Source organism: Verrucosispora sp. ts21 (genome assembly GCF_002879555.1).
GTDB lineage: Bacteria > Actinomycetota > Actinomycetes > Mycobacteriales > Micromonosporaceae > Micromonospora > Micromonospora gifhornensis.
The window spans coordinates 85333-112328 of sequence record NZ_PNOZ01000007.1 but is presented as its reverse complement, the minus strand read 5'-3'; the positions used below and the strand labels follow the sequence as shown (position 1 = coordinate 112328).

The window sequence follows — 26996 nt, the reverse complement described above, 5'->3', positions numbered from 1 at the left end:
TAGCGACGCTGCGTCAATGGTTAATGATCTTCAACAAGAGAACGGAACGCGGCGGTAACCTGCGGCCAGGCCGGAGACTCCGGGTCGATGAGCCCGAAATGTTCGCAGTCGGGCAGCTCGACAAGGTGCATATCCGCACCTAGCGCCTGTGCGGCTTGCACGTACGCCCTGCTCATGTCGACCGGAACGTGCTGATCCAGGGTGCCATGAATCACTACCGTCCGTGTTGAGGGAGGCGGGGTGATTCGCGGGTCAGCGACCTCGTAGCGATCGGGCACATCGGCCGGCCCACCACCCAACAACGCCGCCACCGCGCCGGCGTCCAGATCCAGCCGGTACGCCTCGGCCAGGTCGACGACCGGGGCGAGCGCGAGCACCCCGCCGACGTCCTGCGGTGAGTGCGTCGCGGTGTGCAGCGCGAGATGACCGCCGGCCGAGTGGCCGACCAGGATCGGCGGCACCGGCGCGACCTGACCGGGCAGCGCAGCGGCGGCCAGCCCCGGCAGTGCGGACACCCCGGAGCGGACGTCGGTCAGCGTGCCGGGCCAGCCACCACCGGGTTGCCCGGTCCGGCGGTACTCCAGTTGTGCCACCGGAAAGCCGAGCCGGGCCAGCCCGACGGCCAGCGAGTCGGTGTGCCGCCGGTCGTACTCCACGCGCCAGAAACCGCCGTGCACCACGATCACCAGTGGGCGGGGCACGGCCGCGCCGGGCGGGCGGCGCAGATCGGCGACCTGGTCGGGATGCTCGCCGTAGGCGACGGTGAGGTCCGGCTCGGGCGCGGGTCGGCTGAGCACGGCGCGGGGATCGGGCGACATCGGCCGACGGTAGCGCGGCTGGTCGGCGGCCGACCGGACGGGTCCATCGCACCTTCTCGGCCGGGCCGGCAGGCGACGACGGGGATGGCTGAGTCAAGATGGATGCCATGACCGAAGCGCGTACCGCTGGACAGAACGACGAGCCTGGCCGGGACGGCACCGGGCACTCGGGCACCGTGGTGGTGGTCGGCCCGGACGGCCGACCCGTCGGCACCGTGCAGACCGACGACGGCCAGGGTGAGGACCCCACTCGCCTGGTCGAGCAGCCGGCGAAGGTGATGCGGATCGGCAGCATGATCAAGCAGCTGCTGGAGGAGGTCAAGTCCGCGCCGCTGGACGACGCCAGCCGGCATCGGATGCGGGAGATCCACGAGCGGTCGATCGTCGAGCTCAAGGAAGGGCTGGCGCCCGAGCTGCGCGAGGAGTTGGAGCGACTCTCGCTGCCGTTCACCGAGGACCAGGCCCCGACCGAGGGCGAGCTGCGGATCGCCCATGCCCAGCTGGTCGGCTGGCTGGAAGGGCTGTTCCACGGCATCCAGGCCGCCCTGGTCGCCCAGCAGATGGCCGCCCGGGTGCAGTTGGAGCAGATGCGCTCCGGCCGGCAGGCGTTGCCGAGCGGGCCGGGCGGAGCGGCCCTGCCGGGCATGCCCGGCCTGGGCCAGGTGCCGGGCGGCGAGGGCCACAGCACCGGCCAGTACCTCTGACGATCGCTGCGGGGTGCGGCGTGCCGCGCCCCGCAGCCGTCAGTCCACCCCGAAGACCTTCTCCAGGTACGCCGCCACCCCGTCGACCGAGTTCGCCGCGGTGACCTCGTCGGCGATCTCCCGTACGGCGGGGTGCGCGTTGGCCACCGCCACCGCCCGGCCAGCCCAGGTCAGCAGCGGTACGTCGTTGGGCATGTCGCCGAAGGCCAGCACCTCGTCCGCCTCGATGCCGAGCCGGTGGCAGTACCACGCGAGGCCGGCCGCCTTGGTCACCCCGGCCGCCGAGATCTCCACCAGCCCGGACCGCGAGGAGTGGGTGGCCTCGGCCAGTCCGGCGAGCGCGGCGGCGACCAACTCGGTGAACCGGTCGGGATCCTGCTGCTCCTCGGCCCGCACCAGCAGCTTCACCGCCGGCAGCGAGTGCAGCTCGTCCGGAGTCGCCACGACCCGGATCGCCGTGTCGTCGGCGTCCCAGCGCATCGGGTAGTGCGCCTCGTGCCGCATCTGCCGGCTGTCGGCGATCTCGACCGCGAAGCTCACCCCGGGCACCTCGGCGCGCAGCCGGCGGGCCACCTCGGCGAGCAGATCGGGGGCCAGCGGATCGGCGCGCAGCACCTCGTCGTTCACCGGGTCGTAGACCACCGCACCGTTGGCGCAGACTGCGGGCACCGGCTCGGCCAGTTGGTCGTACACCAGTTTCAGCCAGCGGATCGGTCGGCCGGTGACCAGCACGACGGGCGTGCCCCGGGCGGAGATCCGGGCCAGCACCTCGGCGGTGTGGGCGCTGAGCGTCGCGTCGTCGCGCAGCAGCGTGCCGTCGATGTCGCTGGCGACCAGGCGTGGGAGTGCCTCCATCACCTGGACAGTAGCCGGTCGAGGTAGACCGCCACCCCGTCGTCGTCGTTGCGCAGGGTCACGTCGTCGGCCACGGCACGCAACTCGGCGTGGGCGTTCGCCACCGCCACCCGTGCCCAGCCGGCCCACTCGAACATCGGCAGGTCGTTCGGCATGTCACCGAAGACCAGCACCTCGGCCGGGTCGACGCCGAGGCTCTGCGCCACCACACTCAGCCCGGTCGCCTTGTCCACCCCTGACGGGCTGATCTCGATGAAGCCGAGCCCGGCCTGGGTGAGCGCGGCCAGGTGCGGCGGGATGATCTCCCTGGCGGCCGCCAGCAACTCGTCGACATGGTGGTCGGCGGTCCGCGCGAACGCCTTGATCACGTCTCCGGCCAGGCATTCGTCGCGGGTGCGTACCTCGAACCGGTCCTGATACGGCCAGGCCGGGTGGTAGTCGCCCCACAGGGGGGCGTCGTGCTCATCGGAAGCCTCGACCATCACCGTCAGCGGGCCGACCGCGGCTTCCAGGTCGGCCAGGAGGGTAGCCAGCACCTCGCTGGAGAGCCGTTCGTCGCGCAGCACCACCGGCCCGGCCGGGTCGCTCTGGTCGACCACCCGGCCGCCACCGGCCATCACCAGGAAGTCCGCCGCGCGGATGTCGTTGCGGGTCAATTCGGTCAGCCGCGGGCCCCGGCCGGTGGCACCGACCACCGGAATCCCGGCCGCACGCACCCGGTCCAGAACCTCATGGGTGTACGCCGACACGGTGTCGTCGCTGCGCACGAGCGTCCCGTCGAGGTCGGTGGCGATCAGCTTGGGCAGGCCCGGGCGGGTCATTTCTCCTCCTTCGCCCACCGCCGTCGCAGCCAGCCGTTTCCGGTCGTCAGGTGGCGACCCGGCGTGACGGCGGGCAGCAACCGTACCTCGTCGAACGGGTCGCAACCACGGCTTCCAGGCGAATCGGATGCGGCGAGCGGAAGGGCTGTTGCTTAACGTCCGGTGGCCCGCTCAACGTGCGGTGGTCTGCCGGGGCGGCGTGGGGCACCGATCAGTCGGCTCAGGGCTCGCGGGCGAAGGGCACGGTGGGGGTGACGGTGATGTCGATCGGCCGCCCGCCCTCGTCCTCGTCGGTGTCGTCGATCTGGCGGTGGGGGCGGGGCTGACGCCGACCCGGCTCGCTTGTCGCACCCTCGGGCCTGGTGGTGGTGCGGGCGAGGGCGATGGCGAACAGCAGGACGGCGGCGAAGGCCGCGACCAGTCCTCGCCCCAGCTCGACTGCGAATCCGTCTTCCGTGGAGTAGGCCAACGCCGCGCGGCCGCCGCCGTCTTCGAGGGCGACGGCGGTGGCCACCAGCACGGCGACCAGACCCACGGCCAAGGCGAGGCCGGCGACCCGGGCATTGGCGCGTACGTTGTCGGTGCCGCGCAGCGCGAGGGCCACCGAGACGCCGAGCATCAGCATCCCGACCAGGTAGCCGACGCCCAGACCGCCGATCTCGGACACGTTGCTCGGCAACTCGATCCGCTCGCTGCCGGTGGGCAGGGTGACGGTGACCCATTCGCCGAGCAGGGAGGCGAGGGTGGCGGCGACACCGAGCCCGACGAGCAGCAGCGGTACCCGGTGGTCGTGGCCGAGGCCGCCGAGGGCCGAGCGCCACCGACTCGTGCTGGTGGTCTTCTCGTCCTCCGTGCCCCACTCAAGGACGCTTGTGCTCTCGGAGCGGTCCTCCTGGCGGGGAATGGGGAGGTCATGGGTCACCGCTGCGCCTCCTTGTGGCCGGGCGGCCTGCTCGTGGCCCTGCTGCCTGCTCGTGGCCCTGCTGCCTGCTCGTGGCTTGGCTGCGTGCCCAGGGCGGGGTCTGTGACGAATTCTGGCACAGCCCACCTCTCCCGTCGGGGAACGTGGACGCAGCTGGCGGGGTCGGTCGCCCGGCGGGTGCGCGTTCGACTAGCGTCAGCTGCATGCCTATTCGTACCGCTTCCGCACGCTGGCAGGGCAACCTCCCCGAAGGGTCCGGCACCATTCGCACGGGCAAGGGTGGACTGGAGGGCAACTACTCCTTCAAGTCCCGCTTCGAGGAGGGTGAGGGCACCAACCCCGAGGAGCTGATCGGCGCCGCGCACGCCGGCTGCTTCTCGATGGCCTTCTCCAAGGCCCTCGCCGACGCCGGCACGACGCCGACCTCCGTGGAGACCACCGCGAAGGTGCACCTGGACAAGACCGACGCGGGCTTCACCGTGACCCGCATCGCTTTGGAGACCGTCGGTGTCGTTCCCGGCATCGACGAGGCACGCTTCGCCGAATTGGCCGAGACCGCCAAGCAGAACTGCCCCATCTCCCGCCTCCTCTCCCCCGGCGCCGAAATCACCCTCACCACCCACCTCTCCTCCTGACCCCCACCCCTCTGACCGCCGCGATCTTGCACTTTCGGTCGACGAGATGAGGCTTACGTCCCGTTATGCGGCGACGAAAAGTGCAAGATCGCGGGGTGGGGGTGGGGGAGAATGGTGACGTGGCGGTGGAGATGGAACGGGAGCGGTTCGAGGAACTGGTGGGGGAGGCGCTGGACGAGGTTCCGGAGGAACTGCTGGCGCTGATGAGCAACGTGGTGATTCTGGTGGAGGACGATCCTCCGCCGGGGGAGGATCTGCTCGGCCTGTACGAGGGACACGCGTTGACCGACCGGGGGTGGGACTACGCAGGTGTCCTGCCGGACCGCATTCTGATCTACCGCAACCCGATCCTGCGGATCTGTGACACCGAGGACGACGTCGTCGAGGAGGTGGCGGTGACCGTGGTGCACGAGATCGCCCACCACTTCGGCATCGACGACGAGCGCCTGCACGACCTCGGGTGGGGTTGACGGTTTGCGCAGCTGACCTATCGTCTCGACCAGGCACGGCCGAGTACGGAGGAAGACATGCGCAGCGAACTGTTCTCAGCGGCGAACCTGGAGCAGGAGTCCGCACAACCCGGCATGCGGCTCCAGAACTCCAAGATGCTGAAGATCGAGCTCAACGGCGAGATGCTGGCCCGCGTCGGTTCGATGGTCGCGTACCAGGGGCATGTGCAGTTCCAGGCGCTCGGCTCCGGCGGGCTGGGTAACTTCCTCAAGCAGAAGCTCACCGGCGAAGGCGTGCCGCTGATGAAGCTCACCGGCCAGGGTGACGTCTTCCTGGCCGACTTCGCCAAGGACGTACACATCATCGACCTCGAACCGGGCGACGCGCTGTCCATCAACGGCTCCAGCGTGCTGGCCTTCGACCCCAGCCTCCAGTACGACATCAAGATGGTCGGCGGGGCGGGCATGGCCTCGACCGGCCTGTTCAACTGCGTCTTCACCGGTCACGGCCGGATCGCCGTGACCACCCGCGGCACCCCGGTGGTGCTCGCCGTCGACGCGCCCACCTATGTGGATCCGCAGGCGGCGGTCTGCTGGTCGGCCGGCTTGCAGACCGGCTACCACCGAGCCGACCAGCTCGGGTTGGGCACGCTGCTGGGCCGTACCACCGGCGAGGCGTACACGATGAGCTTCGCGGGACAGGGCTTCGTCGTCGTCCAGCCGTCCGAGGAACCGCCGATCATGGGCAGTGGTCAGCAGGATCAGGGTGGGGCGCTCGGCGGCCTGTTCCGGTGAGCCGACTCAGCTCAGCTCGCCGGCCCTGAGCCGGGCGAGCCAGGCCGCGGCGTCGGCGTAGTCGGCGTCGGAGAGACCGGCCGGGGCGGGCACCGGCTGCTCGCCCTCGGTCCCGCTCCACCGGTGACGCGGATAGGAGCCGAGGAAGCGTACGTCGGCGCAGACCCGCCGTAGCCCCTGAAGCGCCTCGCCCAGCCGGACGTCGGCGACGTGGCCGGTGCAGTCGAGGAAGAAGACGTACTCCCCGAGGGCCTTGCCGGTCGGCCGGGATTCGATCCGGCTCAGGTTCACACCCCGGACCGCAAGCTCCATGAGTACGGACAGCAGCGCGCCGACCCGGTCGTGCGCGATGTACACCGCAAGCGTCGTCACGTCGTCGCCGGTCGGAGGCGGCGGCGGGCCCGGCCGGGCGACCAGGGCGAACCGGGTCACCGCGTCGGGATGATCGGCGATCTTGTCAGCGAGCACCGTCAACCGGTGTCGCGTCGCGCCGACCGGAGCACAGATCGCCGCGTCGTACTCGCCGGTGGCCGCGCCGGCCGCCGCCGAGCCGTTGGAGAGTACGTCGATCACGGTCGCGTCCGGCAGGTACGTCCGCAGCCAGCCGCGACACTGCGTGGACGCCTGCGGATGGGCGGCGACGGTGCGAACCGCCGACAGTGAGGTGCCCGCACGCGCACCGAGGACGAACTCCACCGGCAGGATCACCTCGCGGGTGATCACCAAAGGCTCGCCCTCGGCCAACTCGTCCAGGGTCACCCCGACGGCGCCGCCGATCGAGTTCTCCAGCGGGACCAGCGCGGCGTCGGCGTCACCGGCGCGTACCGCGTCCAGCGCCTCACCGACACTGCGGGCCGGCGTACGGGTGCCCCGCTCGGCCGCGGGCAGGGTGCGCAACGCCTGCTCCGCGAAGGTCCCCTCGGGGCCGAGGAAGGCGAAGCGGGTCGGCGGTGTTCCCGGCATGGCGTCCAGCCTACGCACCCGGGGTGGGCGAGGTGGTCGAAGGCGTCGCAGCGGGCGTCGTCGGCAACGGCGTCGGTGTGGTCGGGAACCCCGTCGGCAACGGCACGGTGACCGGGGCGTCGTCGCCGCAGGCCAGCCTACGGACGCCGGGCGGCGCGGTGACCCGTACCTCGACCGAGCACACGTCGGTGCCGGCGGTGACCAGCCGTAGCGCGCCCGCCTGCCGGCGGGTGACCACGTGCAGCGGCTCGTAGCCGGTCACGTCCAGCGCGGTGAAGTGCCAGTCCGCGGCGCACAACGGGCCTTCGCTGACCTTGACCTTGGCGTTGCGGGGCAGGAGACCGGAACGCCCCCGGACCAGATTGACGACGCCCTGACCCGACGGTTCGCCCCGGCAGGCCGCGGCGACCAGGCCGGGGTCCGTAGTCGGAACGGCCGTGCCGGCGACGGGCGGTACGGCGACGGAGGGCGGGGGTGTGCCGGGCGCGGGGGGACTGGGAGTCGCCGTGGCGGTCGGCAATCCGGATGTGCCGCCATCGCGCACCTCGGGAGGCTCGCCACAGCCGGACAGCAGCAGCCCGGTCAGCGCCAGGACACCGGCAGCCACGCCGATGCGCGGGCGCGAGTCGGGGCGGGCCGGGAGACGGCCGGCAGCGGCGCGACGGAGGGGACTGGGCGGCACGGGAGCGATCCTCGGGGAATGCGGGGGCGTGCATGGGGTGGGGCCCATGGTAGGAGGATCCGTTGCCGTGGTGGAAGACCGCACCGACAGCGGCCCGCGAGCCTGCGCCGGTGACCGGTGCTCAGACCTCGGAGAAGAAGGTCAGCGAGCCGGCGACGGCGCCACCGGCGAGCACCGGGGTGGAGACCGCGTCGACTGTCGCGTCGGGACCACCGACGATGGCCGACTCGATGCGTAACAGACCTCGGGCCAGGCGGCCCGAGGTGAGCGCGAGCAGTGGCGGGATCTTGTCGATCTCCGGCTCGGTCAGCTCGCCCCGGTTGGCGGTGAAATCCAGCAGGCGCAACCCGCCGTCGAGCAGCGGCAGGCCGATCAGATCCTCCGGCGTACCCAGACAGAGCAGCTCACAGCCGGCGGCGGAGACGGCCACCACCCGCGTCTGGTCGTCGATCAGCAGGCAGGGCTCGTCCGCGCTGGACACCGTCGCCGACCAGCGACCGATGTTGTCGCACTCCTGCTCTGTCGGTGTCCCCGTCGTGGGCGCGAACACTTCCGAGAGCGAGAGTTCGACGTGGGCCACCGCGCCTCCTATGTACACCAACGGTACGTCCACGCTAGCCGGTCATCGCGGCGACCGCCGACCGCGCGTCGCGCATCGGGTCGTCGGTGGGATCGGTGTCCCGGTCGGCAGCGGAGCCGGCCGGGACGAGTACCGAGCCGGGACAGCCCGGCCGCGTGGCGTCGTCGCAGACGTTACCGGTGGGTGGCCGCCTTGTCAGCGGCCGTTCGGCCGTCCTCGTACCACCGGTAGTCCGCCGCCGGCTGGTGTCCACCGGTGGTCCAGGTGCTGGGATGCTGGGCCACCCGGGAGAGCTTCTCCGCCGTGGCCGGACTGATCCGGTTGCCGCCTGCGACGAGCAACCGGTCGAGTTCCCGGTGCGTGGCCATCAGGCAGTCCTTCGGCAGGCCGTAGACGCTGATCACGCCGGAGCCGACGAAGGTCAGCACCGGCGTGACCGGAATCGGATGGCCGACAGCCGAGGTGAGCGCCTTGCTGGCTCGCCGGGCGTCCCGCCGGGCCTCCGTCACGTACGGCGGACGCTTGCCGTTGATCTGCACCACGTCACCGGCGACCAGCACGCGAGCCCGACCGTGGTCGGCGATGGTGACCGCGAAAAGGCCGCTGGGACCGATGGCGAGGAACCCGGCACGGTTGTCGTCGCTCTCGTCGAGCAGCACGTCGGCGGGATCCACCCGGGGCCAGTCGACAACGTGCCACGCCGGCCCGAGGTGGCCCAGTTGGCCCAACGCGCGGGCACCGGCTGCCTCCAGCCGCCGCGCGCCACGCTCGGCCCGGCGACGCCGGGCCCACTCCAACGGGGACGGACGAGCGGCCACCCCTGCCGCCTCCGTCCGGGGGTGCGGTACCGCCACGGGCGGCAGTGCCCGGGGCGAGGGTACGGCTCGACGAGCGGGGAAGACAGTCATCGCGACCTCCGGCAAAAGGTCCCTCGAAGTTACGTTCCCACTACACTACGTTGCTGGTCCGGGTGGTCGGCAAGCCGGAGCGCCGGAATGACTGCGGATGAATGCCGTATTCATCCACAGCTGTTTTCCCAGATGCCGCCAAACCCTGTCCTACGCTGCGAGAGTGAGCCACTACGTGGACAGTGAGGTCGGTCGGCTCGGCAGCGTGCTGTTGCACCGACCGGGGCCGGAACTCGCCCGACTCACCCCACGCAACAACGACTCCCTCCTGTTCGACGCGATCCCCTGGGTGGGACGGGCACAGGAGGAGCACGACGGGTTCGCCGACGCGCTGCGCGCCCGCGACGTCGAGGTGCTCTACCTGACCGACCTGCTCACCGAGACGTTGGCGGTGGCCGACGCCCGGCACGAACTCACCGAGCAGGTGCTCGACTCTCCCCGGCTCGGCGACACCCTGCGGGCCCGGGTCGCCGCCCACCTGTCGTACCTCGACCCCGCCGCCCTCGCCGGCGTTCTGGTGGCCGGGCTGGCCCACGAAGAACTGAGAATCGGCCGGGACCGCCCGGGTGGACTGGTGTACACCCTGATGGACCGGCACGACTTCGTCATCGAACCGCTGCCCAACCTGCTGTTCACCCGGGACTCGTCGTTGTGGATCCGGGACCGCGTGGGCGTGACCAGCCTGGCCATGCCGGCCCGCCGCCGGGAGACCACCCTGACGGACGCGATCTACCGCCACCATCCGCGGTTCGCCAACACCGAGTTCGTCTACCGGCCCGAGTTGGAGCACCTGGAGGGCGGCGACGTCCTGCTGCTGGCGCCCGGGGTGCTGGCCGTCGGGGTGGGCGAGCGGACCACTCCGGCCGGTGCCGAGCGACTGGCCCGTCGGGTCTTCGCCGCCGAACTGGCCCACACCATCCTCGTCGTGCCGATCGCCCAGGAACGGGCGACCATGCACCTCGACACCATCTGCACGATGGTCGACGTCGACGCGGTGCTGATGTACCCGAACATCGCCACCTCGCTGTCGGCGTACACCGTGATCGCCGGCGCCGACGGCGACGACCCGCGGGTCGACGGGCCGGCGCCGTTCCTGCGGGCGGCGGCCGACGCGATGGACCTGGATCAGCTCCGGGTCATCGACACCGGCCTCGACCCGGTCACCGCCGAGCGGGAACAGTGGGACGACGGCAACAACACGCTGGCGTTGGCACCCCGACTCTGTGTCGGCTACGAACGCAACATCGAGACCAACGCGCAGCTGGAACGGGCCGGCATCGAGATCATCCCGATCGCCGGATCTGAGCTGGGATCCGGCCGAGGCGGCCCCCGCTGCATGTCCTGCCCCCTGCTGCGGGGGTGAGAAGGGCGACCCTCAGCGCAGGGTGAGCTGGCGGCCGAGCAGACCCTGCCGGGACCGGCGGGCCGCCGCGTCGATCGGGCCGGTCTCGGCGAGCGCCTCGGCGTACCGCTTGGCGAACTCGGCGACCGGCTCCTCCCAGTCGCCCGCCGGCACGTCCTCGGGCAGATCCCAGACCGGCACCAGTCGCCCGTGCGCACGGAACATGCCCGCGAACTTGGTCGACTCACCGAGGGGCAGCGAGCCGGCCGCGCTCAGCCGCGCCAGGGCGTCCAGGGCGGCCTCCTCGTCCTCGGGCAGCACCCAGCGCACGTGCGCCTTCTCCGGCACCCGGCACCAGTACGCGGCAGGTGCGGCAGCCAACCGTACGGTCGGGTAGATCGCCGCGTTGGCCCGCTCCAGCGACGCCTGCACGGTCGGGTCGTCGACGGCCTCCGGAACCAGCCAGAACTCGAACCCCTCGTGCAGGGTGATCTCCAGCGGGCCGTCGGCCAGGATGTCCTGAAGTCGGGGCCCGGGACCGGGCAGCGGCGGCACGGCGACCGGCGCGCCCGGTTCCGTCCGCAGCGCGCAGAGCAGCGACTCGGCCAGATCCCGCGACACGTCACCGGACTGCTGGTGCCGCTGGAGCCCGATGAAGACGCGCCCGTCCTGCCGGCTCATCGCCGGTGCGGCCATCGGCAACACCGTGGCCAGCGTGATCGGGCGGTCGCCGTACTCCTCGGTCAGCGCCGGGGTGAGCCGCAGCGGAGCGGAGGCGGCGGGCACCAGCTCGCGCAGGGCGATCCACTCCGGCTCGTCGGCCAGCCCTTCGAAGGGGCGGGGCACGAAGACGTCGCGTACCCGCTCCCGCTTCGTGCTCGCAGTGGCCGCCCGCTGGTTCTTTCGACGCTTGCTCACGGCGACACAGCCTAGAGGCCCCGGCGGCACCGCGTGGGCCGGACCCACCCCTGCCACCTTGGCGGGCCGTTCAGCCGGCGGTCACCAGGCCCGGACGTTGCGGCACGGGATCGAAGTCGGCCCAGACGCTCTGCCCGAGACCGTCGCGTTCCACGCCCCACCGGCTGGCCAGCCCGGAGACGATGTGCAGGCCACGGCCGTCGGCCGCGCCCAGGTCGGCGGGCCGGATCTGCGGACCGCAGGTGGCCCCGCCGTCGGTGACCTGGAGCCGGACCTGGGTGCCCCCGGACGTGGCGCGCAGCCGCCAGGACACCCGGACCACCCCACCGGGCAGCGGGTCGGCGTGCCGGACGGCGTTGCCCACCAACTCGGCCAGGACCGCCACCAGGTCGGCGAGGATCGCCGGAGTCACCGCCTCGGCCAACTCGGTGGCCAGCCGGTGTCGGGCGACCCGCGCCCCGGTGGCGTGGTGCGGCACCACCACGCACCACGCTCGTTCGACAGCTGTGGTCGACACCTCTGCCCCTCTTCCGCCCCCGTGCTCCCACCGGTCACCTGGAGGGCAGTCGCATCTCTGCGACCGTACCTCCGCCGGTCCTCGGCCGAAGGAATACCCATCCATTCTGCTGTTCAACGATCCGACGGACGAGATAGAGGCCCAGACCGGTGCCGGGATAGCGCCGCCGGTCGCCGGAGTCGCCCTGCCAGAACCGTTCGAAGGCGCGTTCGACGTGATCCGGGTGGATGCCGATGCCGCGGTCACTGACCTGGAGGCTGACCGTCCGGCCGTCGGCCGCTGCGCTGATCTCGATGGGCGAGCCGGGTGGGGAGTACTTTCCTGCGTTGGTGACCAGTTCGGTGAGCACGGTGGCGAGACTCTGCCGGTGCCCGACCGCTCGGGGCAGGTCGGCCGGCACCTGGAGCGTGGCGCGGCGGCGCAGGTCGGCCGGCAGGTTGGCGACGGCGACCCGGAGCGTCTCGGCGAAGTCGAACGGGGCCGGGGGACCGTCGCCCGGCCACACCTCGGCGGCGGAGGAGAGCAGTCGGTCGAGCAGCCGGGCCAGTTCGTTCGCCCGTTGCCCGATGACCCGGGCGGCCTGCCGCCGGTCGGCCTCGCCGAGCGACTCCCAGTGGTCGTTGAGGGTGTCCGCGTACCCCTTGATGACGGTCACCGGGGTACGCAGCTCGTGGCTGGTGACGGCGACGAAGAGGTCCCGTTCACGGTCGTGGCGTTGCTGGTCGAGGGCGTCCCGCAGGTCCGGCCCGTCGGCGCGGGTCCCGACCGTCGGATCGTCACCCTGCACCGGCAGGCGGCTGTGGTCGCCGTACATGTGCGCGATGCAGGTGCCGAGGTAGGCGACCACTCCCCGTTCCTCGGTGCTGGGTTCCTCGGCGTCGGCGGGGTAGAGAGCGTGCAGACTGCCGACGGTGTGCCCGCCGAGTTCCGCCCGGGACACGACCATGCGCAGCAGGCCACGGCCGGCCAGTTCGACGGCGAGTTGGTTGGTCAGCTGGTCGGTCCGTACGCACCGCACGCGCGGCCCGGAGAGCAGGCAGGTGGTGGCCGGGTCGTTGGCCGGCACCGGCCGACCGACGATCCACTCGGCGGCGCCGGTGGCGGCGATCACCCGCCCACCGCTCGGCGCGAACTCCACGAACGCCATGCCTGCCGCACCGAGGGCCGGCTGGGCCATCCGGAGCAGTCGGTTCAGGACCGGCAGGCCCGCGTCACCGGAATTGATCATCTCGATGATGACGGTGTGCCCGGCTATGAGGGCCGAGTAGTCGGTGCGGTCCGGCATGACCCAGAGTGTGCACCGCAATTCGTGTATCTGGGCACCCCCGAGTGGGTTACCGGGCCAATCGGGCAAGCGTGTGCGCCGGACGGTCGGTGATCACGCCGTCGACCCCGGCGGCCAGCACCAGATCGAGGTCGTTCGGCTCGTTCACCGTCCAGACGTAGACCTGGTTGCCGGCTGCCCGCAGGGCGGGCACCAGCATCGGTCGGGCCCGCACCAGCCCGATGCCCGGACCGGCGATGCCGGCACCGAACGGCAGGCGACCGAGGCGCAGCCAGCGCGGCAGCACCTCCAGCAGCAGCACCGTCGGCAGCGCGGGAGCAAGAGCCCGGATCCGGCGTACGGCCAGCGGGGAGAACGACATCACGGTGACCTGTACCGGGGCGTCCGGGCGCGGTTCGGCCAGCCCGTGGCGACGCAGCAGGGCGACCAGTCGGCGCTCCACGTCCCCGCCGTGGCGGGACGGGTGCTTGGTCTCCACCAGCAGCCGTACCGGGCGACCGGCGGCGAGGACCGCCTCCAGCAGCCGTTCGAGGGTGAGCAGCCGGGTGTGCGACTCGTCGAGCACCTCGTCACCGTCGGGCGGTACGCAGCCCGGGTGCCAGGAACCGAAGTCCAGGCTCTCCAACTCGGCGAGGGTACGGGTGCTGACCGGCCCCCGGCCGTTGCTGGTCCGCTCCAACCGGCGGTCGTGTACGCAGACCAGGTGCCCGTCGCGGGTCAGCCGTACGTCGCACTCCAGCCCGTCGGCACCCTCGTCGAGCGCCCGCAGATAGGCCGCGAGGGTGTGTTCGGGCAGGTCGTGCGAGGCGCCACGGTGCGCGAATACGAGGGGTGCGCCCATTGCGCCCTACAGGACCCGGCCCGGCTGCCCGTTGTCGGCGACCACCGGCCGTCCGGCGCTCGCCCAGTCGCCCATCCCGCCCGCGACGTTGCGGACCTGGTCCCACCCGTTGCGCATCAGGTACGCCACGACCTGGGCGGAGCGCCCGCCCGAGCGGCAGATGACAGCCACGTCGCGGTCGGTCGGCACCTCGGCGATCCGGGCCGGCAATTCCATCATCGGCAGGTGGTGGGCCTCCGGCGCGTGACCGGCGGCCCATTCGTCGTCCTCCCGGACGTCGAGCAGGTACGTGTCGTCGGTGATCTCGGAAACGGTCACGGTGGGTATCTGGGATCCGAACACGGGTACCAAGGGTAGATCCTCGGCGGGCCCGGCGAGGATCTACGCCACCCAAGGCTCCGTCAGAGCTGGGTCACCCAGCGCGGATGCGCACCTGCCCACTGCGGCATCCGGGTGCCGCGAACCGCGTCGAACAGTCCTTCACCGCCGTTGTCGAGCAGGACGTAGGAGACCTGGTCGATGGTCTGCGGGTACGACGGCACCTGCACACCGCGCAGTCCGTCGGTGGAGAGTCCGCGCAGGGCGAGCAGCAGATCCTCCACCGGTACGCCGTTGGTGTCCACGGTCAACGACTCGCCGACCGCCTTGATGAGCTGGTGCATCTGGACGGGGTTGGTGCGTACCCGGGTCTCGCCCGCACGTTCGAGCATCGCCCCCAGCAGCTGCTGCTGGTGGGTCTGCCGGTCGTAGTCGCCGCCGGGCAGGTCGTAGCGCTGGCGTACGTAGTCCAGCGCCGCAGCGCCGTCCATCCGCTGACAGCCGGGCTGGAAGACCCGGTTGGTGTGGATCGAGCGCACCTCGGTCCGTACGCACATCTCGACGCCGTCGAGCAGGTCGATGACGCTGCGTAGTCCGGCGAAGTCGACAAGGGCGGCACCGTCGAAGCGGATCCCGGTGAGCCGGGTCAGCGTGGTGGAGAGCAACTGGGCACCGGACTGGCCGCCTCCGCCGTACTCGTAAGCGGTGTTGATCTTGTCTTCGCCGCCCGGCCAGCCGGCCGCGGCCGGGATGCTGACCAGCAGGTCCCGGGGTACGGAGACGAGGTAGCCCTCACGCAGCCCGGCGGGGACGTGCACGATGAGGATGGTGTCGGTGCGTTGCTCCGGACCGGTGTCGCCGGGACGCCGGTCCGAGCCGACGAGCAGGTAGTTGAGCGGCCCGTCCAGGTCGGTACGGTCGGTGCGGGCGGACGGATCGAGCAGCTGCTCGTGGGTGATGGTGCGTTCGTACCGGTCGGCGAGCACCCGCAGGCCGACCACGGCGACCGCCGCCAGCAGCACCACCACCAGCCCGGCTCCGAGCAGCACGCGGGCCCAGCGCGGATGCCGGGAACCCTTTCCCGGCGGCCGCGTCCCGCCGTCGCGCGCCCGACTGGCCGTGACGTCCCTCCCGCTGACCCGACCTGAACACTTCTCATGTCAGGCTAGGAGAGGCTTACGCAGCGTGACGGGGGTTTGCGGAGATCCGCGCCCCCGCCGGTCACTTCCGGTTGGAGATCACCTCGGGGTTGTAGAAGACGAACTCGGCGAGCTTGTCCTGCCGGACCGCCCGGAACATGTCCAGGGTCTGCTCGTCGAGCGCCTCGTTGCCGTTGCCCTTGGCGTTGTAGGTGCCGCCGTTGGTCTTGAGCATGATCAGCTCGTTGCCGGTGACGCCGCGCATGGTGAAGACGAAGTCCTCCACCGAGACGCCGCCGGTGTCGAGGATGAACGCCTTGCCGGCCGCCTTGATCAACTCGTTCAGCTTGACCGGGTTGGTCAGCGTGCCGTTCTGGCTGGCCTTCTTCGCCATCGCCTTGATCAGCTGCTGCTGGTTCTGCTGGCGGTCGTAGTCGCTGTTCGCCAGACCGTAGCGCTGCCGGGAGAAGTCCAGCGCGGCCCAGCCCTCCATCTCCTGGCAGCCCTTTTTGTGCACCACCGGGGTACGCGGTTTGCCGGTCTTCTTGGCGTCCGCGTTCCACATCGGTTTGCCGTCGACGTACGACATGTGGGCCGACTTGACGTCCTGCTTCGGGCAGATCCGCACCGAGCCGAGGGCGTCGATGACGTTCTTGAAGCCGCCGAAGTTGATGATGGCTGCGCCGTCGAAGCTGACCCCGGTCATGTTCTTGATCGTCTGAGCCATCACCTGGGCGCCACCCTCCCAGCCGCCGCCGTTGCGGGCGCCGACCTGGAACGCAGCGTTGATCTTGTCGACCCCGCCGGCGTAGTTGCCCTTCGGCCACGCCGGGATCTGCGCCTCGGTGTCCCGGGGAATGGAGATCAGGTACGCCTGGTCGTGGGTGGCCGGGATGTGCAGCACGATGATGCTGTCCGCCCGGACGTCGTCGGCGGCCCAACGTTCCCGGGCGTCCACGCCCAGCAGCAGCATGTCGATCGGGCCCTTGAGGTCGGACCCGCCCTCGGCCAACGTCTTGCCCGCGTCGCCGAGCAGGTTGCGCTGGGTGATGCTGCCGGTGGCCTGGCTGATCACCGCCTTGCTGCCGACGATGGCGACACCGCTGGTCATCATCAGTACGGCTCCGGCCACCACGGTGAGTCGGGCCCAGAGCGGATCCTTGCGCCGCGGACGCCCTTTCCCGGCCTTACCGGATCGCTTCCTGCCCCCGGAAGGCGGCGGTGGGGTGGCGGCCGCATGAGGTGGTTCGAGCAAGGCGGAACTGTGAACCGGCATGCGCGCTCCAGCTCTTGTGTAGCAAAAGGGGGCGGAGCCACTTTACGTACGCAATCCCGCCGAAGCGAGTTCTCATGACGGCCAGTTACTGTTCTCCGCCGCGTCATCCTGGCGAAATGGCCGAACGGTCAGGATCAAACATCCGATCAGCCGTTGGCTCACAGGAAGGGTTCAGCTGACTCCGTCAGCCATTGCCGCTGGTCGACGGCTTGTTGGCCGACATCCACTCGGCCATCGTGTCGGCGGACATCGCGCGGTACATGGCCAGGGCCTTCTCCCGGTCGGAGACCACCACCGACTCGCCGTTGATGGTCTGGCTGCCCAGGTGCGGGCTGGTGACGAAGGTGAGGTTCTCGCCCCGTAGGTTGCGGAACTGCACCGCCATGTCGGTGAGCGAGAACTCCTGGTCGACGGTGACCGCGTCGGTGACCGACCGGAGGAAGGCGTTGAGCTTCTTCGGGTTGGTCAACGTGCCGGTGCTCGCCGCTTTGTCCATCAGGGCACGCAGGAACTCCTGCTGGTGGCGCATCCGGGCGAAGTCGCCGTCGGGGAACTGCTTGCGCTGACGGATCCAGTCCAGCGCCTCGGTCCCGTTCATGTGGTTGGTGCCCTTGGTGAACTTCCGGTACGGCTTGTGGATCGAGGTGATCGTCCGTTCCACCTCCAGATCCACGCCGCCGAGAGCGTCGGTGACCTGCTTGAAACCGCCGAAGTCGATCGCCATCACGTGATCGATGTGCACGTCGGTGAAGCACTCGACCGTGCGTACCGCGAGCGGCAGCCCGCCGAAGGCGAAGGCGGCGTTGATCTTGCGGCGCTGGCCGGAGGCGCAGTCCGCGCCGGCGCTCTCCGGGATCGGCACGTACAGGTCGCGGGGAATGGAGACCAGGTACGCCTTCTGGTGGTCGGCGGGGATGTGCATGACGATGATCGTGTCGGCCCGCCACTCACCGGGCCGGTCCATCGGCGCGTCCGGATCCCGCGAGTCGGTGCCCACCATGAGGATGTTCAGCGCGCCGTCCACCGACTTCGCCGGCCGACCGCCGGTGATCTCCGAGAAGGGGTCGGTCCGGGCCAGGTTCTTGTCGAGGCTGCGGGCGTAGAACCAGGCCCCGCCGCCACCGATCAACGCCAGCGCCAACACGATGACGCCGGCCACCAGGGCGATGCGCCGCCAGTGCGGTCCCCGCCTGCGGGGCGGAACACTGCCCGGTCCGCCCGGCCCCAGCGGCCCACGCGGGCCGCCCGGGCCGCCGGCCGGTACCGGCTCCTCGTCGTAGCCGGGCTGCCACTGGGCGGTGTCGGCCGGTCGGGCGGCACGCCCGCCGCGACCGGGGCCCGGCACCGCCGCGCGCCCGGCGCTGCGGTGCAGGTGAGGGAGCCGGTGGGCATCGGGGCTGGTCGCTGACATGTAACTCAGGGTACGCAGCCCCGGCCACTGTTGCCCTGAGTCGAACCCCGCGCCGTGTCGGACCTGTCGCCTCGCGTCGGGTCGGACCGGCTAGGCCAGCCGCTCCCGGAAGTGGTCGATGGTGCGTCGCAGGCCGACCTCCGGCGTCACCGTCGGCTCGTAGCCGAGCACCTCGCGGGCGAGGCTGAGATCGGGTCGGCGCATCTCCGGGTCGTCCGCACTGCGCGTGACGTACGTCACCTCGGAGCTGCTGTCGCAGAGTGACACGATCGTCTCGGCCAGTTCCCGCATGCTCACCTCGTGCTCGGTGCCACAGTTCACCGGCCCGCTCTCGGTCGAGTCGAGCAACAGCAGGATGCCCCGGACCAGGTCCGCCACGTAGCAGATCGAGCGGGTCTGGTTGCCGGTGCCGTGCACGGTGATCGGCTCACCGCGCAGCGCCTGGGAGATGAAGGTCGGGATGGCCCGCCCGTCGTCCGGCCGCATCCGGGGGCCGTAGGTGTTGAAGATGCGCACGATGGCGGTGTCCAGACCCCGACTGCGTCGGTACGCCATCGTCGCGGCCTCGGAGAAGCGCTTGGCCTCGTCGTAGACGCTGCGGATGCCGATCGGGTTGACGTTGCCCCAGTACGTCTCCCGCTGCGGGTGTTCCTTCGGGTCGCCGTACGCCTCGGAGGTGGAGGCCAGCAGGAACCGGGCACCGTCGGCGACCGCGCGGTCCAGCAGGTGCAGGGTGGCCACCGAGCCCACCCGCAGGATCTCCACCGGCAGCTTCTCGAAGTCGGTCGGGCTGGCCGGTGAGGCCATGTGCAGGATCGCGTCGAAGCGTTCCGCCAGCGCGGGATGATCCGGCAACCCGTCGGAGATGTCCGCCTCGACAAGTGTGAAGGTCGGCGTGTCGAGCAGGTGGGCGACATTCTCCTTCGAGCCGGTGACGAAGTTGTCCACCGCGACCACCGTGCAGCCACGGGCGATCAGTGAATCCACCAGGTGCGAGGGAACGAAGCCGGCGCCGCCGGTGACCAGGACCCGGTGACCGGGGCCGAAACGCTGCTCAACCTTCATGCCGCCAAGCCTAAAGGAGGGGCCCCCTGTTAACGCCTCGCGTACTACAGGGGGCCCCTGTTAACAGGTGCGGGTCAGTGCGCGCCGGCACCGGTCAGGGAGCGCACCTCCAGTTCGGCGTACTTCTCGTCGTCGCTCTCCTTGGAGATCACCGTGCCGATCCACCCGCAGAGGAAGCCGAACGGGATGGACAGGATGCCCGGGTTGGACAGCGGGAACCACTGCCAGTCGTGGTCCGGGAACATCGCCGTCGGCGCACCGGAGACCACCGGCGAGAAGAACACCAGCACCACGGCGGCGAGCAGACCGCCGTAGATCGCCCAGACCGCGCCGGAGGTGTTGAACCGCTTCCAGAACAGGCTGTAGAGGATCGCCGGCAGGTTGCCCGAGGCGGCCACCGCGAAGGCCAACGCCACCAGGAACGCCACGTTCAGGTTCTGCGCGAAGATCGACAGGGCGATGGAGACCGCGCCGATCACCAGGGCGGAGATCCGGGCGACCTTCACCTCCTGCCGTTCCGAGGCCTGCCCCCGCTTGACGACATTGGCGTAGAAGTCGTGCGCCAGGCTGGAGGAGGAGGCCAGGGTCAGACCCGCGACCACGGCCAGGATGGTGGCGAAGGCGACCGCCGCGATGATCGCCAGCAGTGCCGCACCGCCCAGGTCGCCGCCGAAGAAGTCGATCCCCAGGGCCTCGGCCAACTGTGGTGCGGCCGTGTTGCCGGCCCGATCCTGCTCCCGGATGGCGTCGCCACCGACCAGCGCCGCCGCGCCGAAGCCGAGCGCCAGGGTGAGCAGGTAGAACGAGCCGATGATGCCGATCGCCCAGAGCACGCTCTTGCGAGCCGCCTTCGCCGTCGGGACGGTGTAGAAGCGGATCAGGATGTGCGGCAGGCCGGCGGTGCCGAGCACCAGCGCGATGCCGAGGGAGAGCAGGTCGACCTTGTTGTAGAAGGTCTGTGTCGCGTTGCCGGCGACCTCGACGCCGTACCTCAGACCGGGTTCCAGGAATGCGGTGCCCTGACCGGAACTCGCCGCCGCGTCACCGAGCAGCGAGGAGAGGTTGAACTTGTACTTCGCCAGCACCAGCAGGGTCATCAACAGCGCGCCGCTCATCAGCAGGAACGCCTTGACGATCTGTACGTAGGTGGTGCCCTTCATGCCACCCACGGTGACGTAGATGATCATGAGGGCACCGACCATGATGATGGTCGCCACCTTGGCGGTGTCCGCATCCATGCCCAGGAAGGTGGTGCCCGGCCGAATGCCGAGCAGCAGTGCCACCAGGGCGCCCGCGCCGACCATCTGCGCCAACAGGTAGAAGATCGAGACGGTGATCGTGGAAACCGCCGCCGCCGTACGCACCGGACGCTGACGCATCCGGAACGCCAGCACGTCGGCCATCGTGTACCGCCCGGAGTTCCGCAGCAGCTCCGCGACCAGCAGCAGCGCCACCAGCCAGGCCACCAGGAAGCCGATCGAGTAGAGGAAGCCGTCGTAGCCGTAGAGCGCGATGATGCCGGCGATGCCGAGGAAGGACGCGGCGGACATGTAGTCGCCGCCGATCGCCATGCCGTTCTGGAAGCCGGAGAACGACCGACCGCCCGCGTAGAAGTCGGTGGCCGTCTTGGTCTGCCGGCTGGCCCAGATCGTGATGGCCAGGGTGGCCGCCACGAAGACCAGGAACAGCACGATTGTCAAGTTGCGGGCGGTGGTGTTGCCCGCCTCGACCGCGAGAACGACTGAGTTCACGACTCACCTCCGGTGAGCTCGCCGCGGATCTTGTCGGCCACCGGGTCGATCTTCCGGTCGGCGTACCGGGAGTAGAGCCAGGCGATGAGGAAGGTGGAGACGAACTGGAGCAGGCCGAAGACCAGCGCAACATTGATGTTGCTGCCGAACAGTCGGGTGCCCATGAAGTCTCGCGCGTACGCGGAGAGGATCACGTAGAGCGCGTACCACAGGAAGAACGCGATGGTCATCGGAAAGACGAAGCCGCGCAGTGCACGACGCAGCCCGGCGAACTCGTCGGACCGTTGGACCGCGAGGTACCGCTCCGGTTCCGAGTCGGTCGGCGCGGTAGCGGGGGTATCCGTGGACATTTGATCACCACCTTCACAGACGTCAGGAGTCTCGCGCACGGTAAAAAACGCGCTCCCCGCCGGAAAAGGGTGAATATCGGCACCGGTCGACAACTGCGCCGAACGGCGGCACCGCTGCGCTCAATGACCTGGCTCACACCGCTGACCGGTAACCGCACGGCAGCGGGCAGGTGGTTGCGGCTCGGGTGGGATCAGCCGAGCTCGTGGTAGCGGCCACGGTGGTGCAGCAGCGGCCCACCGTCGTCCGTCAACTCCACCCGTTCGATGGTCGCCTCGACCAGCAGGCTCCATCCGTACTCCCGCGCCTCGTCAAGCCGGCAGCCGACCCAACCGCCGCCGTCGGCGGGCACCGGCCCGTAGGGCGTCTCGGCCCAGCTGTCGATGGCGAACAGGCCGCCAGGGGAGGGGAACAGGCCGGCGAACCGGTCGGCGAGCTGGCGGTGCGTCGGGCTCAACGGTGCCACGGCGAACCGACCCGCCTCCTCGACCGCCGCCCAGAGATCCGACTCCGCGTCGATCAGGCCGAGCAACCGGCCCGGATCACCGTCGGCCACCAGCGTCGAGGAAACCGTCAAACCCGCCGGCCCCGGCGCCGTCCACAGCGTCACCGGCGCGGCGAGCCGACCCCGAAACCGGCGTACGGGCGAACGCTTGTCGGCCGGTACGGCGAACGGATCGCTGTGGTGGATCTGGGCACCCGGCTCTGGATTCACGTGAAACATTGTGACCCGCTCGGCCTGGCCGCGTGCCCGCGCCCAGCCGACGAACCGCTGATAGAGCTCGGACCGGTGTCGCTGCCCGCCAAGCTGAGCAAGCTGGTCACCGGCCTCCAGCATGAGCGTGCCGAGGTACACCAACAGTGCGGTCCGGTCCTCGCGATACTCGATCAACATCCGCAGCCGGGCCGGCTGGCAGGGCCAGGGTGCCCCACAAGCACGACATCGCCAGAGCGGCCGCATCGGCAGGTGCGCCACCAGCCGGGTCACGTTGCGGCCACCCGGAGCCCGGTCACGTCGCAGCCACCCGGTCACGTGTCGGCTGCCCGGTCGGGTGTCGACTGCCTGGTCGTGTCGGCTGTCCGCTCGGGTGTCGACTGCCCGGTCGTGTCGGCTGTCCGCTCGGGTGTCGGCTGCCCGGTCACGTCGCGGCTGACGGCGAGCAGTCGAGTCGTGGAAACGGCACCGGTGCCTCCTTCGCTTCGGGGGCCGCCCCGGTCGGGGGAATGACCGAGACGGCCCGTCGCAGGACCGACCGCCGGGATCGTCGCCTCCACCGGCCGGGCCGCGTGTTTCCACCCTGGACTCCGAGCTGAGCCCAGGGGAGGATGCCAGCGGTTACTACCCAGCGCGTTCGCGTACTTACCGAATGGGTGAGCATGAACTTCGAAATGTGGATCAGAGCGTTGAAGGCCGCTCGCGCCGCCGCCGGGGTATCCCAGGAGGGACTCGCCGCCCTGATCAAATGGAGCCCGTCGCTGATCGCCGCCATCGAAACCGGCCGCCGCCGACCGACAATGGAGTTCGCAGTCGCCTCCGACGAAGCCCTGCACACCGGCGGCCTCCTCGCCGAGCTGCTCAAGGAGGCCGACCGGGAACGCGGCCCCTCCTGGTTCGCCGCATGGCGGGGCTATGAGCAGGAAGCCACCCGGTTGCGCGCCTTCGAACCCTGCCTGGTGCCCGGACTGCTGCAAACCGAGGAGTACGCCCGAGCCGTGATCTCGGCCGGCGGACTCCACCAGCCGCCCATGGTCGACGAACTGGTAGCCGTCCGAATGGAACGCCAACAACTCCTGCAACGGGACGACTCACCACAGTGCGTGTTCCTGGTTGACGAGACCGCCGTGCGCCGGCCGGTGGGCAGTCCAGCAGTACTCGATGCACAACTCGGCCATCTGTTGACCGAAGCGGAGCGGTCACACGTCCGCATTCACGTGGTGCCGCTCAACGTCGGCGAGCATGTCGGGCTCACCGGCGGATTCGTGCTAGCCGATCTGCCCGACGGTGAGCAGGCGATTTACCTGGAGAACGCCGCTCGGGGGCACGTCGTGAACGACCCGGAGATGGTCCGTCTGATCGACCGGAAGTGGGATAGCCTGCTCGGCGAAGCACTGTCCACACACGCCTCGCTTGACCTGCTCCGAAAGCTGAAGGTGACGTCATGACTGCTGCCAAACCCCGCTGGCGCACGGCGACCCGTTCCGGCGACACCGGTGGCAACTGCGTCGAGGTAGCGGACAACCTTCCGGGAATGGTGCTGGTGCGCGACAGCAAGGACCGCCCCGGCCCAGCACTGACCTTCACCCCAGCCGCCTGGCACGCGTTCCTCACCCTGGCCCGCGAAGCAGCACCCTCCGCTCTTCGCTGACCCCTCGCCGAGCGACGGCGTCGACGTCAATGTGGCGCAGGTCGTCGTACACAAGAGGCCGGAACAGGGCTGAACACGCCAACTCGCCGTGCGCGGGTGTCTCCAAGCGGCCCGGCGGGGGCGAAGGTGGGTCGCAGCAGGGCTCGATCTTGCGCGAGGGGCGCTCCGCTCGGGTGGGATGGCGCGCGATCCGAGCGTGATCATGCTGGGGAAGGCGGCAGTCTGGGGTTTATCCACAGGGGCAGCGCGCGGGGTGTCTGAGCTGACACCGTCTGGGTATGTCCAGATCGCCTCGTCGGCCGCCGCAGTTGCGGGGGCGCATCTTCCGTGGTTCGCGCGCGATCTCGCGTGGCCTGCTCACCCGCACGAGCTGCGTAGTTCCGCCTGGCGGCCGCTCTTTCGCGGCGGTCGACCTGGCGGATGCCGGTGCCGAGTCGCCGCAGGAGTCCCGCGCTCGGGTTCGGCTCGTGTTGGCCGGGCTGCCGCGTCCGCGTACCCAATGGGTGGTGTCGGCCCAGGGCCGGTTCCTCGCCCGTCTCGATCTTGCTTGGCCGGACTATCGGGTGGCGATCGAGTACGACGGCCTCTGGCACGACAACCCGGCGCAGTTCGACGCGGATCGCCGACGGCTCAACCGAGTGGTCGGCGGTGACTGGATCGTCCTGCACCTGACTGCGAAGCGCCTCCGCGAGGACTTCGACGGCTTCGTCGCCGAGGTGCGGGCCGCCCTACGCTCCCGCTCCCACGGCCACGGCCACGGTCGTGGACCGTCAGCGGCGCGGGGTGACGGCGGTCAGCAGTTCGGGCTGGCGGCGGTCCAGGGCGTCTCCGGCCAGGTAGGAGCCGAGCAGCGCCACGCCGACGCCGTAGAGGACACCCAGGGGCAGGCCCAACCAGAGCCAGGCGTCGCCGAGCAGCGCGGCGGCGATCACCGTGGGTAGGCCGGTCGCGGCGGTGGCGACCATGGCCACCAGGGCCAGCAGGCTCTTGGTCACCCCGGCGCCGCTGTTCATCGCGAACGGGTTGCTCGTCTCGGGCAGGGAGTACGCGGCGAGCACGGAGACGAACGAGTTGACCGCCAGCCCTGCGCCGAAGGTGGCGATCAGGGTGCCGGCCATGAAGCCCATCCAGGTCGGCTCGCCGAGGATCAACGCCATCACCACGGACACGAGGACCAGCATGGGCAGTACGTAGAGGGAGAAGGCGACCATCCGGGCGCGCAACTCCAGGCGGCCGGGTATGCCGGCGATCACGTTGGCCGCGTACGCGCTGCCGTCGAAACCGAACTGGTTGGCGAGGGTCATCGCGGCCAGCAGCCCGACGAAGAGCATGGAGAGGCTGACCAGCAGCGGTGAGGTGTCGGAGGGCAGGCTGAAGCCCTGCTCGCTGTCGATGCTGAAGCCCTGCCCACCCACGTTGACCATGACCGGCACGAAGAGGCCGATCACCGCGATGGTGATCAGGTTCGCCCGCCGTCGGGCGTCCCGCCACCAGTAGCGGGCCTCCCGGGCGACAAGTGCGCCGAAGCGGTCCCGGCGCAGCCAGCCGGCCGCCTGCGGGAACAGCTGGGCCACCGCGCCGCCGCTGACCTCCGGCTTGCCCTTGGCCGACCCGGTGCTGGCCGTACCGATCATCGCCGACTCCAACGAGCGCGACCACCAGGCCAGCAGCGCGACGATCGTCACGACGGTGATCAGGAGTTTCAGCGGTGCCGCCCAGGCCCGGCCCTGCGCCACGTCGATGCCGGCGGTCCAGGGTGCGCCGAACGGTGTCCAGCCGATCACGGTCGCCGCACCGGTGAGCCGGTCCCAGTCGGTGTCCCGGATCGCGGCGAGACCGGCCAGCTGCAACGGACCGAGCAACGCGGCGGCCACCGCGAGCAGGACCGCCGCCAGGTCGCGTACCCGGCGGGACCGGAGCATGCTGGCGAAGGCGCTGGTCATCGCCCGTGCGGCGGCGACGCAGAGCAGCAGTCCGGAGATCACTCCGAGGACGGCCACCGCGGCAGCGGGCCAGCCACCGAACGCCCCGGCGGTGACCACCAGACCGGAGAGCGCCACCAGTACGGCGACCGTGGGCACGCTGACCAGCGCCGCAGCGAACAGCCCGGTGACCAGGGTCCGGCGGGACAGCGGCAGCAACGCGAAGCGGGCCGGGTCGAGTGTCTCGTCGACGCCGAAGAAGACCAGGGGCAGCAGCAGCCAGCCGAGCACCGTCAGGCCGCCGGCGAACGCGGCGACCAGCAGCGCGTACCGGTCCTCTCCGGCGAGCCCGGGTGCGGCCAGGCCGAAGAAGGCGGTGGCCGCGAGCCAGAGCCCGACCAGCGAGCCGATCACGAACAGCACGGCCCGCCAGGCCTGACCGCGGAAGTTGTTGCCGATCACCCGCAGCTTGAGCCGGACGAAGTGCCGCGCCTTGACCGGGTGTACGCGGCTGGCCGGGTCGGTCACCGGGACAGCCACGACAACTCCTCGCCGGTTGCCGTACGCCCGCCGACCACCTCGACGAAGACCTCTTCCAGCGAGCGCTCCCCGCGTACCTCCTCCAGGGTGCCGACCCGCTTGATGGTGCCCTCGGCGAGGATCGCCACGTGCGAGCAGAGGCGCTGCACGACCTCCATGACGTGACTGGAGAAGACCACCGTCCCGCCGCCGGTGACGTACCGCTGGAGGATGTCGCGGATCAGCGCGGCCGAGACCGGGTCGACCGCCTCGAAGGGCTCGTCCAACACCAGCAGCCGAGGTCCGTGCAGCAGGGCGCAGGCCAGGCCGATCTTCTTCTTCATGCCGGCCGAGTAGTCCACCACCAGGGTGCGGCCGGCGTCGGAGAGGGCGAGCACGTCGATCAGCTCCGCCGCGCGCTGGTCGACGACCGCCGGGTCCATGCCGCGCAGCAGCCCGTGGTACGCCAGCAGCTCGGCGCCGCTGAGCCGGTCGAAGAGCCGTACGCCGTCGGGCATCACCCCGAACAGCCGTTTCGCCTCGACCGGGTCGGCCCACACGTCGCGCCCGAGCACCCAGGCGCTGCCGGCGTCCGGTCGCAGCAGCCCGACGGCCATCGACAGGGTGGTGGTCTTGCCCGCACCGTTGGGGCCGAGCAGCCCGTAGAACGAGCCCGCCGGTACGTCCAGGTTCACTCCGGCCACGGCGACCTTGCTGTCGAATCGTTTGGCCAGGCCACGCAGCGCCATCGCAGGGTACTCGCCAGTCATGTGACAGACCGTATCCGGTGGCGGCCAGCGCTCCCTGAGCCGCCAGGCTGAGCTTGACTCATCCCACAGTCGTAGG

At 70.5% G+C, this 26996-nt stretch carries 28 protein-coding genes and 1 pseudogene; 7 read left to right on the top strand and 22 right to left on the bottom strand.

Going from position 1 to position 26996, the window contains the following annotated elements:
• Positions 1–20: 20 nt before the first annotated feature.
• Positions 21–818, bottom strand: a complete 798-nt coding sequence (locus C1A38_RS04800) for an alpha/beta hydrolase family protein (RefSeq protein ID WP_102656606.1) — start codon at positions 816–818, stop codon at positions 21–23.
• A 98-nt stretch (positions 819–916) separates the two neighbouring features.
• Between C1A38_RS04800 and C1A38_RS04795 the strand changes: the two genes are divergently transcribed.
• On the top strand, positions 917–1522 hold the full coding sequence (locus tag C1A38_RS04795) for a bacterial proteasome activator family protein (protein ID WP_102656605.1): 606 nt from the start codon (positions 917–919) through the stop codon (positions 1520–1522).
• Positions 1523–1561: 39 nt separating this feature from the next.
• On the opposite strand, the gene C1A38_RS04790 is transcribed toward C1A38_RS04795, so the two are convergent.
• From C1A38_RS04790 to C1A38_RS04780, 3 genes are all read right to left on the bottom strand, one after another.
• Positions 1562–2377, bottom strand: a complete 816-nt coding sequence (locus tag C1A38_RS04790; protein ID WP_102656604.1) for an HAD family hydrolase — start codon at positions 2375–2377, stop codon at positions 1562–1564.
• Complete coding sequence (locus C1A38_RS04785; RefSeq protein WP_102656603.1) at positions 2377–3198, bottom strand: HAD family hydrolase; 822 nt, start codon at positions 3196–3198, stop codon at positions 2377–2379. The genes C1A38_RS04790 and C1A38_RS04785 overlap by 1 nt, the downstream gene beginning before the upstream one ends.
• Before the next feature lie 220 nt (positions 3199–3418).
• Positions 3419–4120, bottom strand: coding sequence for a hypothetical protein (locus C1A38_RS04780; protein WP_102656602.1), 702 nt, complete (start codon positions 4118–4120; stop codon positions 3419–3421).
• A 203-nt stretch (positions 4121–4323) separates the two neighbouring features.
• On the opposite strand from C1A38_RS04780, the gene C1A38_RS04775 reads away from it, so the two are divergent.
• The 3 genes from C1A38_RS04775 (at position 4324) to C1A38_RS04765 (ending at position 5999) form a co-directional block, all read left to right on the top strand.
• Complete coding sequence (locus C1A38_RS04775; RefSeq protein WP_013736534.1) at positions 4324–4755, top strand: OsmC family protein; 432 nt, start codon at positions 4324–4326, stop codon at positions 4753–4755.
• Between the two features lie 125 nt (positions 4756–4880).
• On the top strand, positions 4881–5225 hold the full coding sequence (locus C1A38_RS04770; RefSeq protein ID WP_199180080.1) for a metallopeptidase family protein: 345 nt from the start codon (positions 4881–4883) through the stop codon (positions 5223–5225).
• A gap of 57 nt (positions 5226–5282) precedes the next feature.
• Complete coding sequence (locus tag C1A38_RS04765) at positions 5283–5999, top strand: AIM24 family protein (RefSeq protein WP_102656601.1); 717 nt, start codon at positions 5283–5285, stop codon at positions 5997–5999.
• Between the two features lie 6 nt (positions 6000–6005).
• Here C1A38_RS04765 and pheA read toward each other — a convergent pair whose 3' ends face one another.
• The 4 genes and pseudogenes from pheA to C1A38_RS04745 all read right to left on the bottom strand — a co-directional run bounded on the left by pheA (position 6006) and on the right by C1A38_RS04745 (position 9132).
• Positions 6006–6962, bottom strand: a complete 957-nt coding sequence (gene pheA / locus C1A38_RS04760) for a prephenate dehydratase (RefSeq protein WP_102656641.1) — start codon at positions 6960–6962, stop codon at positions 6006–6008.
• Between the two features lie 127 nt (positions 6963–7089).
• A pseudogene (locus C1A38_RS04755) lies at positions 7090–7569 on the bottom strand (hypothetical protein); the annotation flags it as partial.
• A 196-nt stretch (positions 7570–7765) separates the two neighbouring features.
• The gene (locus C1A38_RS04750; protein ID WP_102656600.1) at positions 7766–8224 is read right to left on the bottom strand and encodes a hypothetical protein; all 459 of its coding nucleotides are present in this window, start codon (positions 8222–8224) and stop codon (positions 7766–7768) included.
• Between the two features lie 173 nt (positions 8225–8397).
• On the bottom strand, positions 8398–9132 hold the full coding sequence (locus C1A38_RS04745) for a hypothetical protein (protein WP_102656640.1): 735 nt from the start codon (positions 9130–9132) through the stop codon (positions 8398–8400).
• A 163-nt stretch (positions 9133–9295) separates the two neighbouring features.
• On the opposite strand from C1A38_RS04745, the gene C1A38_RS04740 reads away from it, so the two are divergent.
• Complete coding sequence (locus C1A38_RS04740) at positions 9296–10495, top strand: arginine deiminase (protein WP_102656599.1); 1200 nt, start codon at positions 9296–9298, stop codon at positions 10493–10495.
• A gap of 12 nt (positions 10496–10507) precedes the next feature.
• Here the strand turns inward: C1A38_RS04740 and C1A38_RS04735 are convergent, their stop codons facing one another.
• The 12 genes from C1A38_RS04735 to C1A38_RS04680 form a co-directional block, all read right to left on the bottom strand.
• The gene (locus C1A38_RS04735; RefSeq protein WP_102656598.1) at positions 10508–11392 is read right to left on the bottom strand and encodes a DUF5926 family protein; all 885 of its coding nucleotides are present in this window, start codon (positions 11390–11392) and stop codon (positions 10508–10510) included.
• Between the two features lie 70 nt (positions 11393–11462).
• Positions 11463–11876 (bottom strand): ATP-binding protein, encoded by a 414-nt coding sequence (locus C1A38_RS04730; protein ID WP_233196627.1) that lies wholly within the window; start codon positions 11874–11876, stop codon positions 11463–11465.
• A gap of 67 nt (positions 11877–11943) precedes the next feature.
• Positions 11944–13194, bottom strand: a complete 1251-nt coding sequence (locus tag C1A38_RS04725; RefSeq protein WP_102656596.1) for a sensor histidine kinase — start codon at positions 13192–13194, stop codon at positions 11944–11946.
• A gap of 49 nt (positions 13195–13243) precedes the next feature.
• The gene (locus tag C1A38_RS04720; protein ID WP_013736523.1) at positions 13244–14035 is read right to left on the bottom strand and encodes a glycerophosphodiester phosphodiesterase; all 792 of its coding nucleotides are present in this window, start codon (positions 14033–14035) and stop codon (positions 13244–13246) included.
• Between the two features lie 6 nt (positions 14036–14041).
• A complete protein-coding gene (locus C1A38_RS04715; protein WP_043726098.1) occupies positions 14042–14377 on the bottom strand; it encodes a rhodanese-like domain-containing protein in 336 nt (111 codons plus the stop codon).
• Between the two features lie 59 nt (positions 14378–14436).
• Entirely contained in the window at positions 14437–15402 is a 966-nt protein-coding gene (locus C1A38_RS04710; protein ID WP_455565546.1) for an LCP family protein, read from the bottom strand.
• 172 nt (positions 15403–15574) lie between these two features.
• Positions 15575–16606: an LCP family protein gene (locus tag C1A38_RS04705; protein ID WP_233196619.1), complete on the bottom strand. Its 1032-nt coding sequence runs from the start codon at positions 16604–16606 to the stop codon at positions 15575–15577.
• Positions 16607–16952: 346 nt separating this feature from the next.
• Positions 16953–18179 carry an LCP family protein gene (locus C1A38_RS04700; RefSeq protein WP_102656594.1) on the bottom strand — a complete coding sequence of 409 codons (1227 nt, stop codon included), beginning with the start codon at positions 18177–18179 and terminating at the stop codon, positions 16953–16955.
• A gap of 90 nt (positions 18180–18269) precedes the next feature.
• A complete protein-coding gene (locus C1A38_RS04695; protein ID WP_102656593.1) occupies positions 18270–19244 on the bottom strand; it encodes an NAD-dependent epimerase/dehydratase family protein in 975 nt (324 codons plus the stop codon).
• Positions 19245–19318: 74 nt separating this feature from the next.
• Complete coding sequence (locus C1A38_RS04690; RefSeq protein WP_102656592.1) at positions 19319–20995, bottom strand: monocarboxylic acid transporter; 1677 nt, start codon at positions 20993–20995, stop codon at positions 19319–19321.
• On the bottom strand, positions 20992–21345 hold the full coding sequence (locus C1A38_RS04685; protein ID WP_013736516.1) for a DUF485 domain-containing protein: 354 nt from the start codon (positions 21343–21345) through the stop codon (positions 20992–20994). The genes C1A38_RS04690 and C1A38_RS04685 overlap by 4 nt, the downstream gene beginning before the upstream one ends.
• Before the next feature lie 191 nt (positions 21346–21536).
• Positions 21537–22232, bottom strand: coding sequence for a flavin reductase family protein (locus tag C1A38_RS04680; RefSeq protein ID WP_199180079.1), 696 nt, complete (start codon positions 22230–22232; stop codon positions 21537–21539).
• A gap of 488 nt (positions 22233–22720) precedes the next feature.
• Here C1A38_RS04680 and C1A38_RS04675 point away from each other — a divergent pair, with 488 nt between their 5' ends.
• Positions 22721–23506, top strand: coding sequence for a helix-turn-helix domain-containing protein (locus tag C1A38_RS04675; RefSeq protein ID WP_102656591.1), 786 nt, complete (start codon positions 22721–22723; stop codon positions 23504–23506).
• Complete coding sequence (locus C1A38_RS04670) at positions 23503–23709, top strand: DUF397 domain-containing protein (protein WP_102656590.1); 207 nt, start codon at positions 23503–23505, stop codon at positions 23707–23709. The genes C1A38_RS04675 and C1A38_RS04670 overlap by 4 nt, the downstream gene beginning before the upstream one ends.
• Before the next feature lie 770 nt (positions 23710–24479).
• On the opposite strand, the gene C1A38_RS04665 is transcribed toward C1A38_RS04670, so the two are convergent.
• Both C1A38_RS04665 and C1A38_RS04660 read right to left on the bottom strand, forming a co-directional pair.
• Positions 24480–26171 carry an ABC transporter permease gene (locus tag C1A38_RS04665; RefSeq protein ID WP_102656589.1) on the bottom strand — a complete coding sequence of 564 codons (1692 nt, stop codon included), beginning with the start codon at positions 26169–26171 and terminating at the stop codon, positions 24480–24482.
• Positions 26156–26920 (bottom strand): ABC transporter ATP-binding protein, encoded by a 765-nt coding sequence (locus C1A38_RS04660; RefSeq protein WP_102656588.1) that lies wholly within the window; start codon positions 26918–26920, stop codon positions 26156–26158. The genes C1A38_RS04665 and C1A38_RS04660 overlap by 16 nt, the downstream gene beginning before the upstream one ends.
• Positions 26921–26996: the final 76 nt, after the last annotated feature.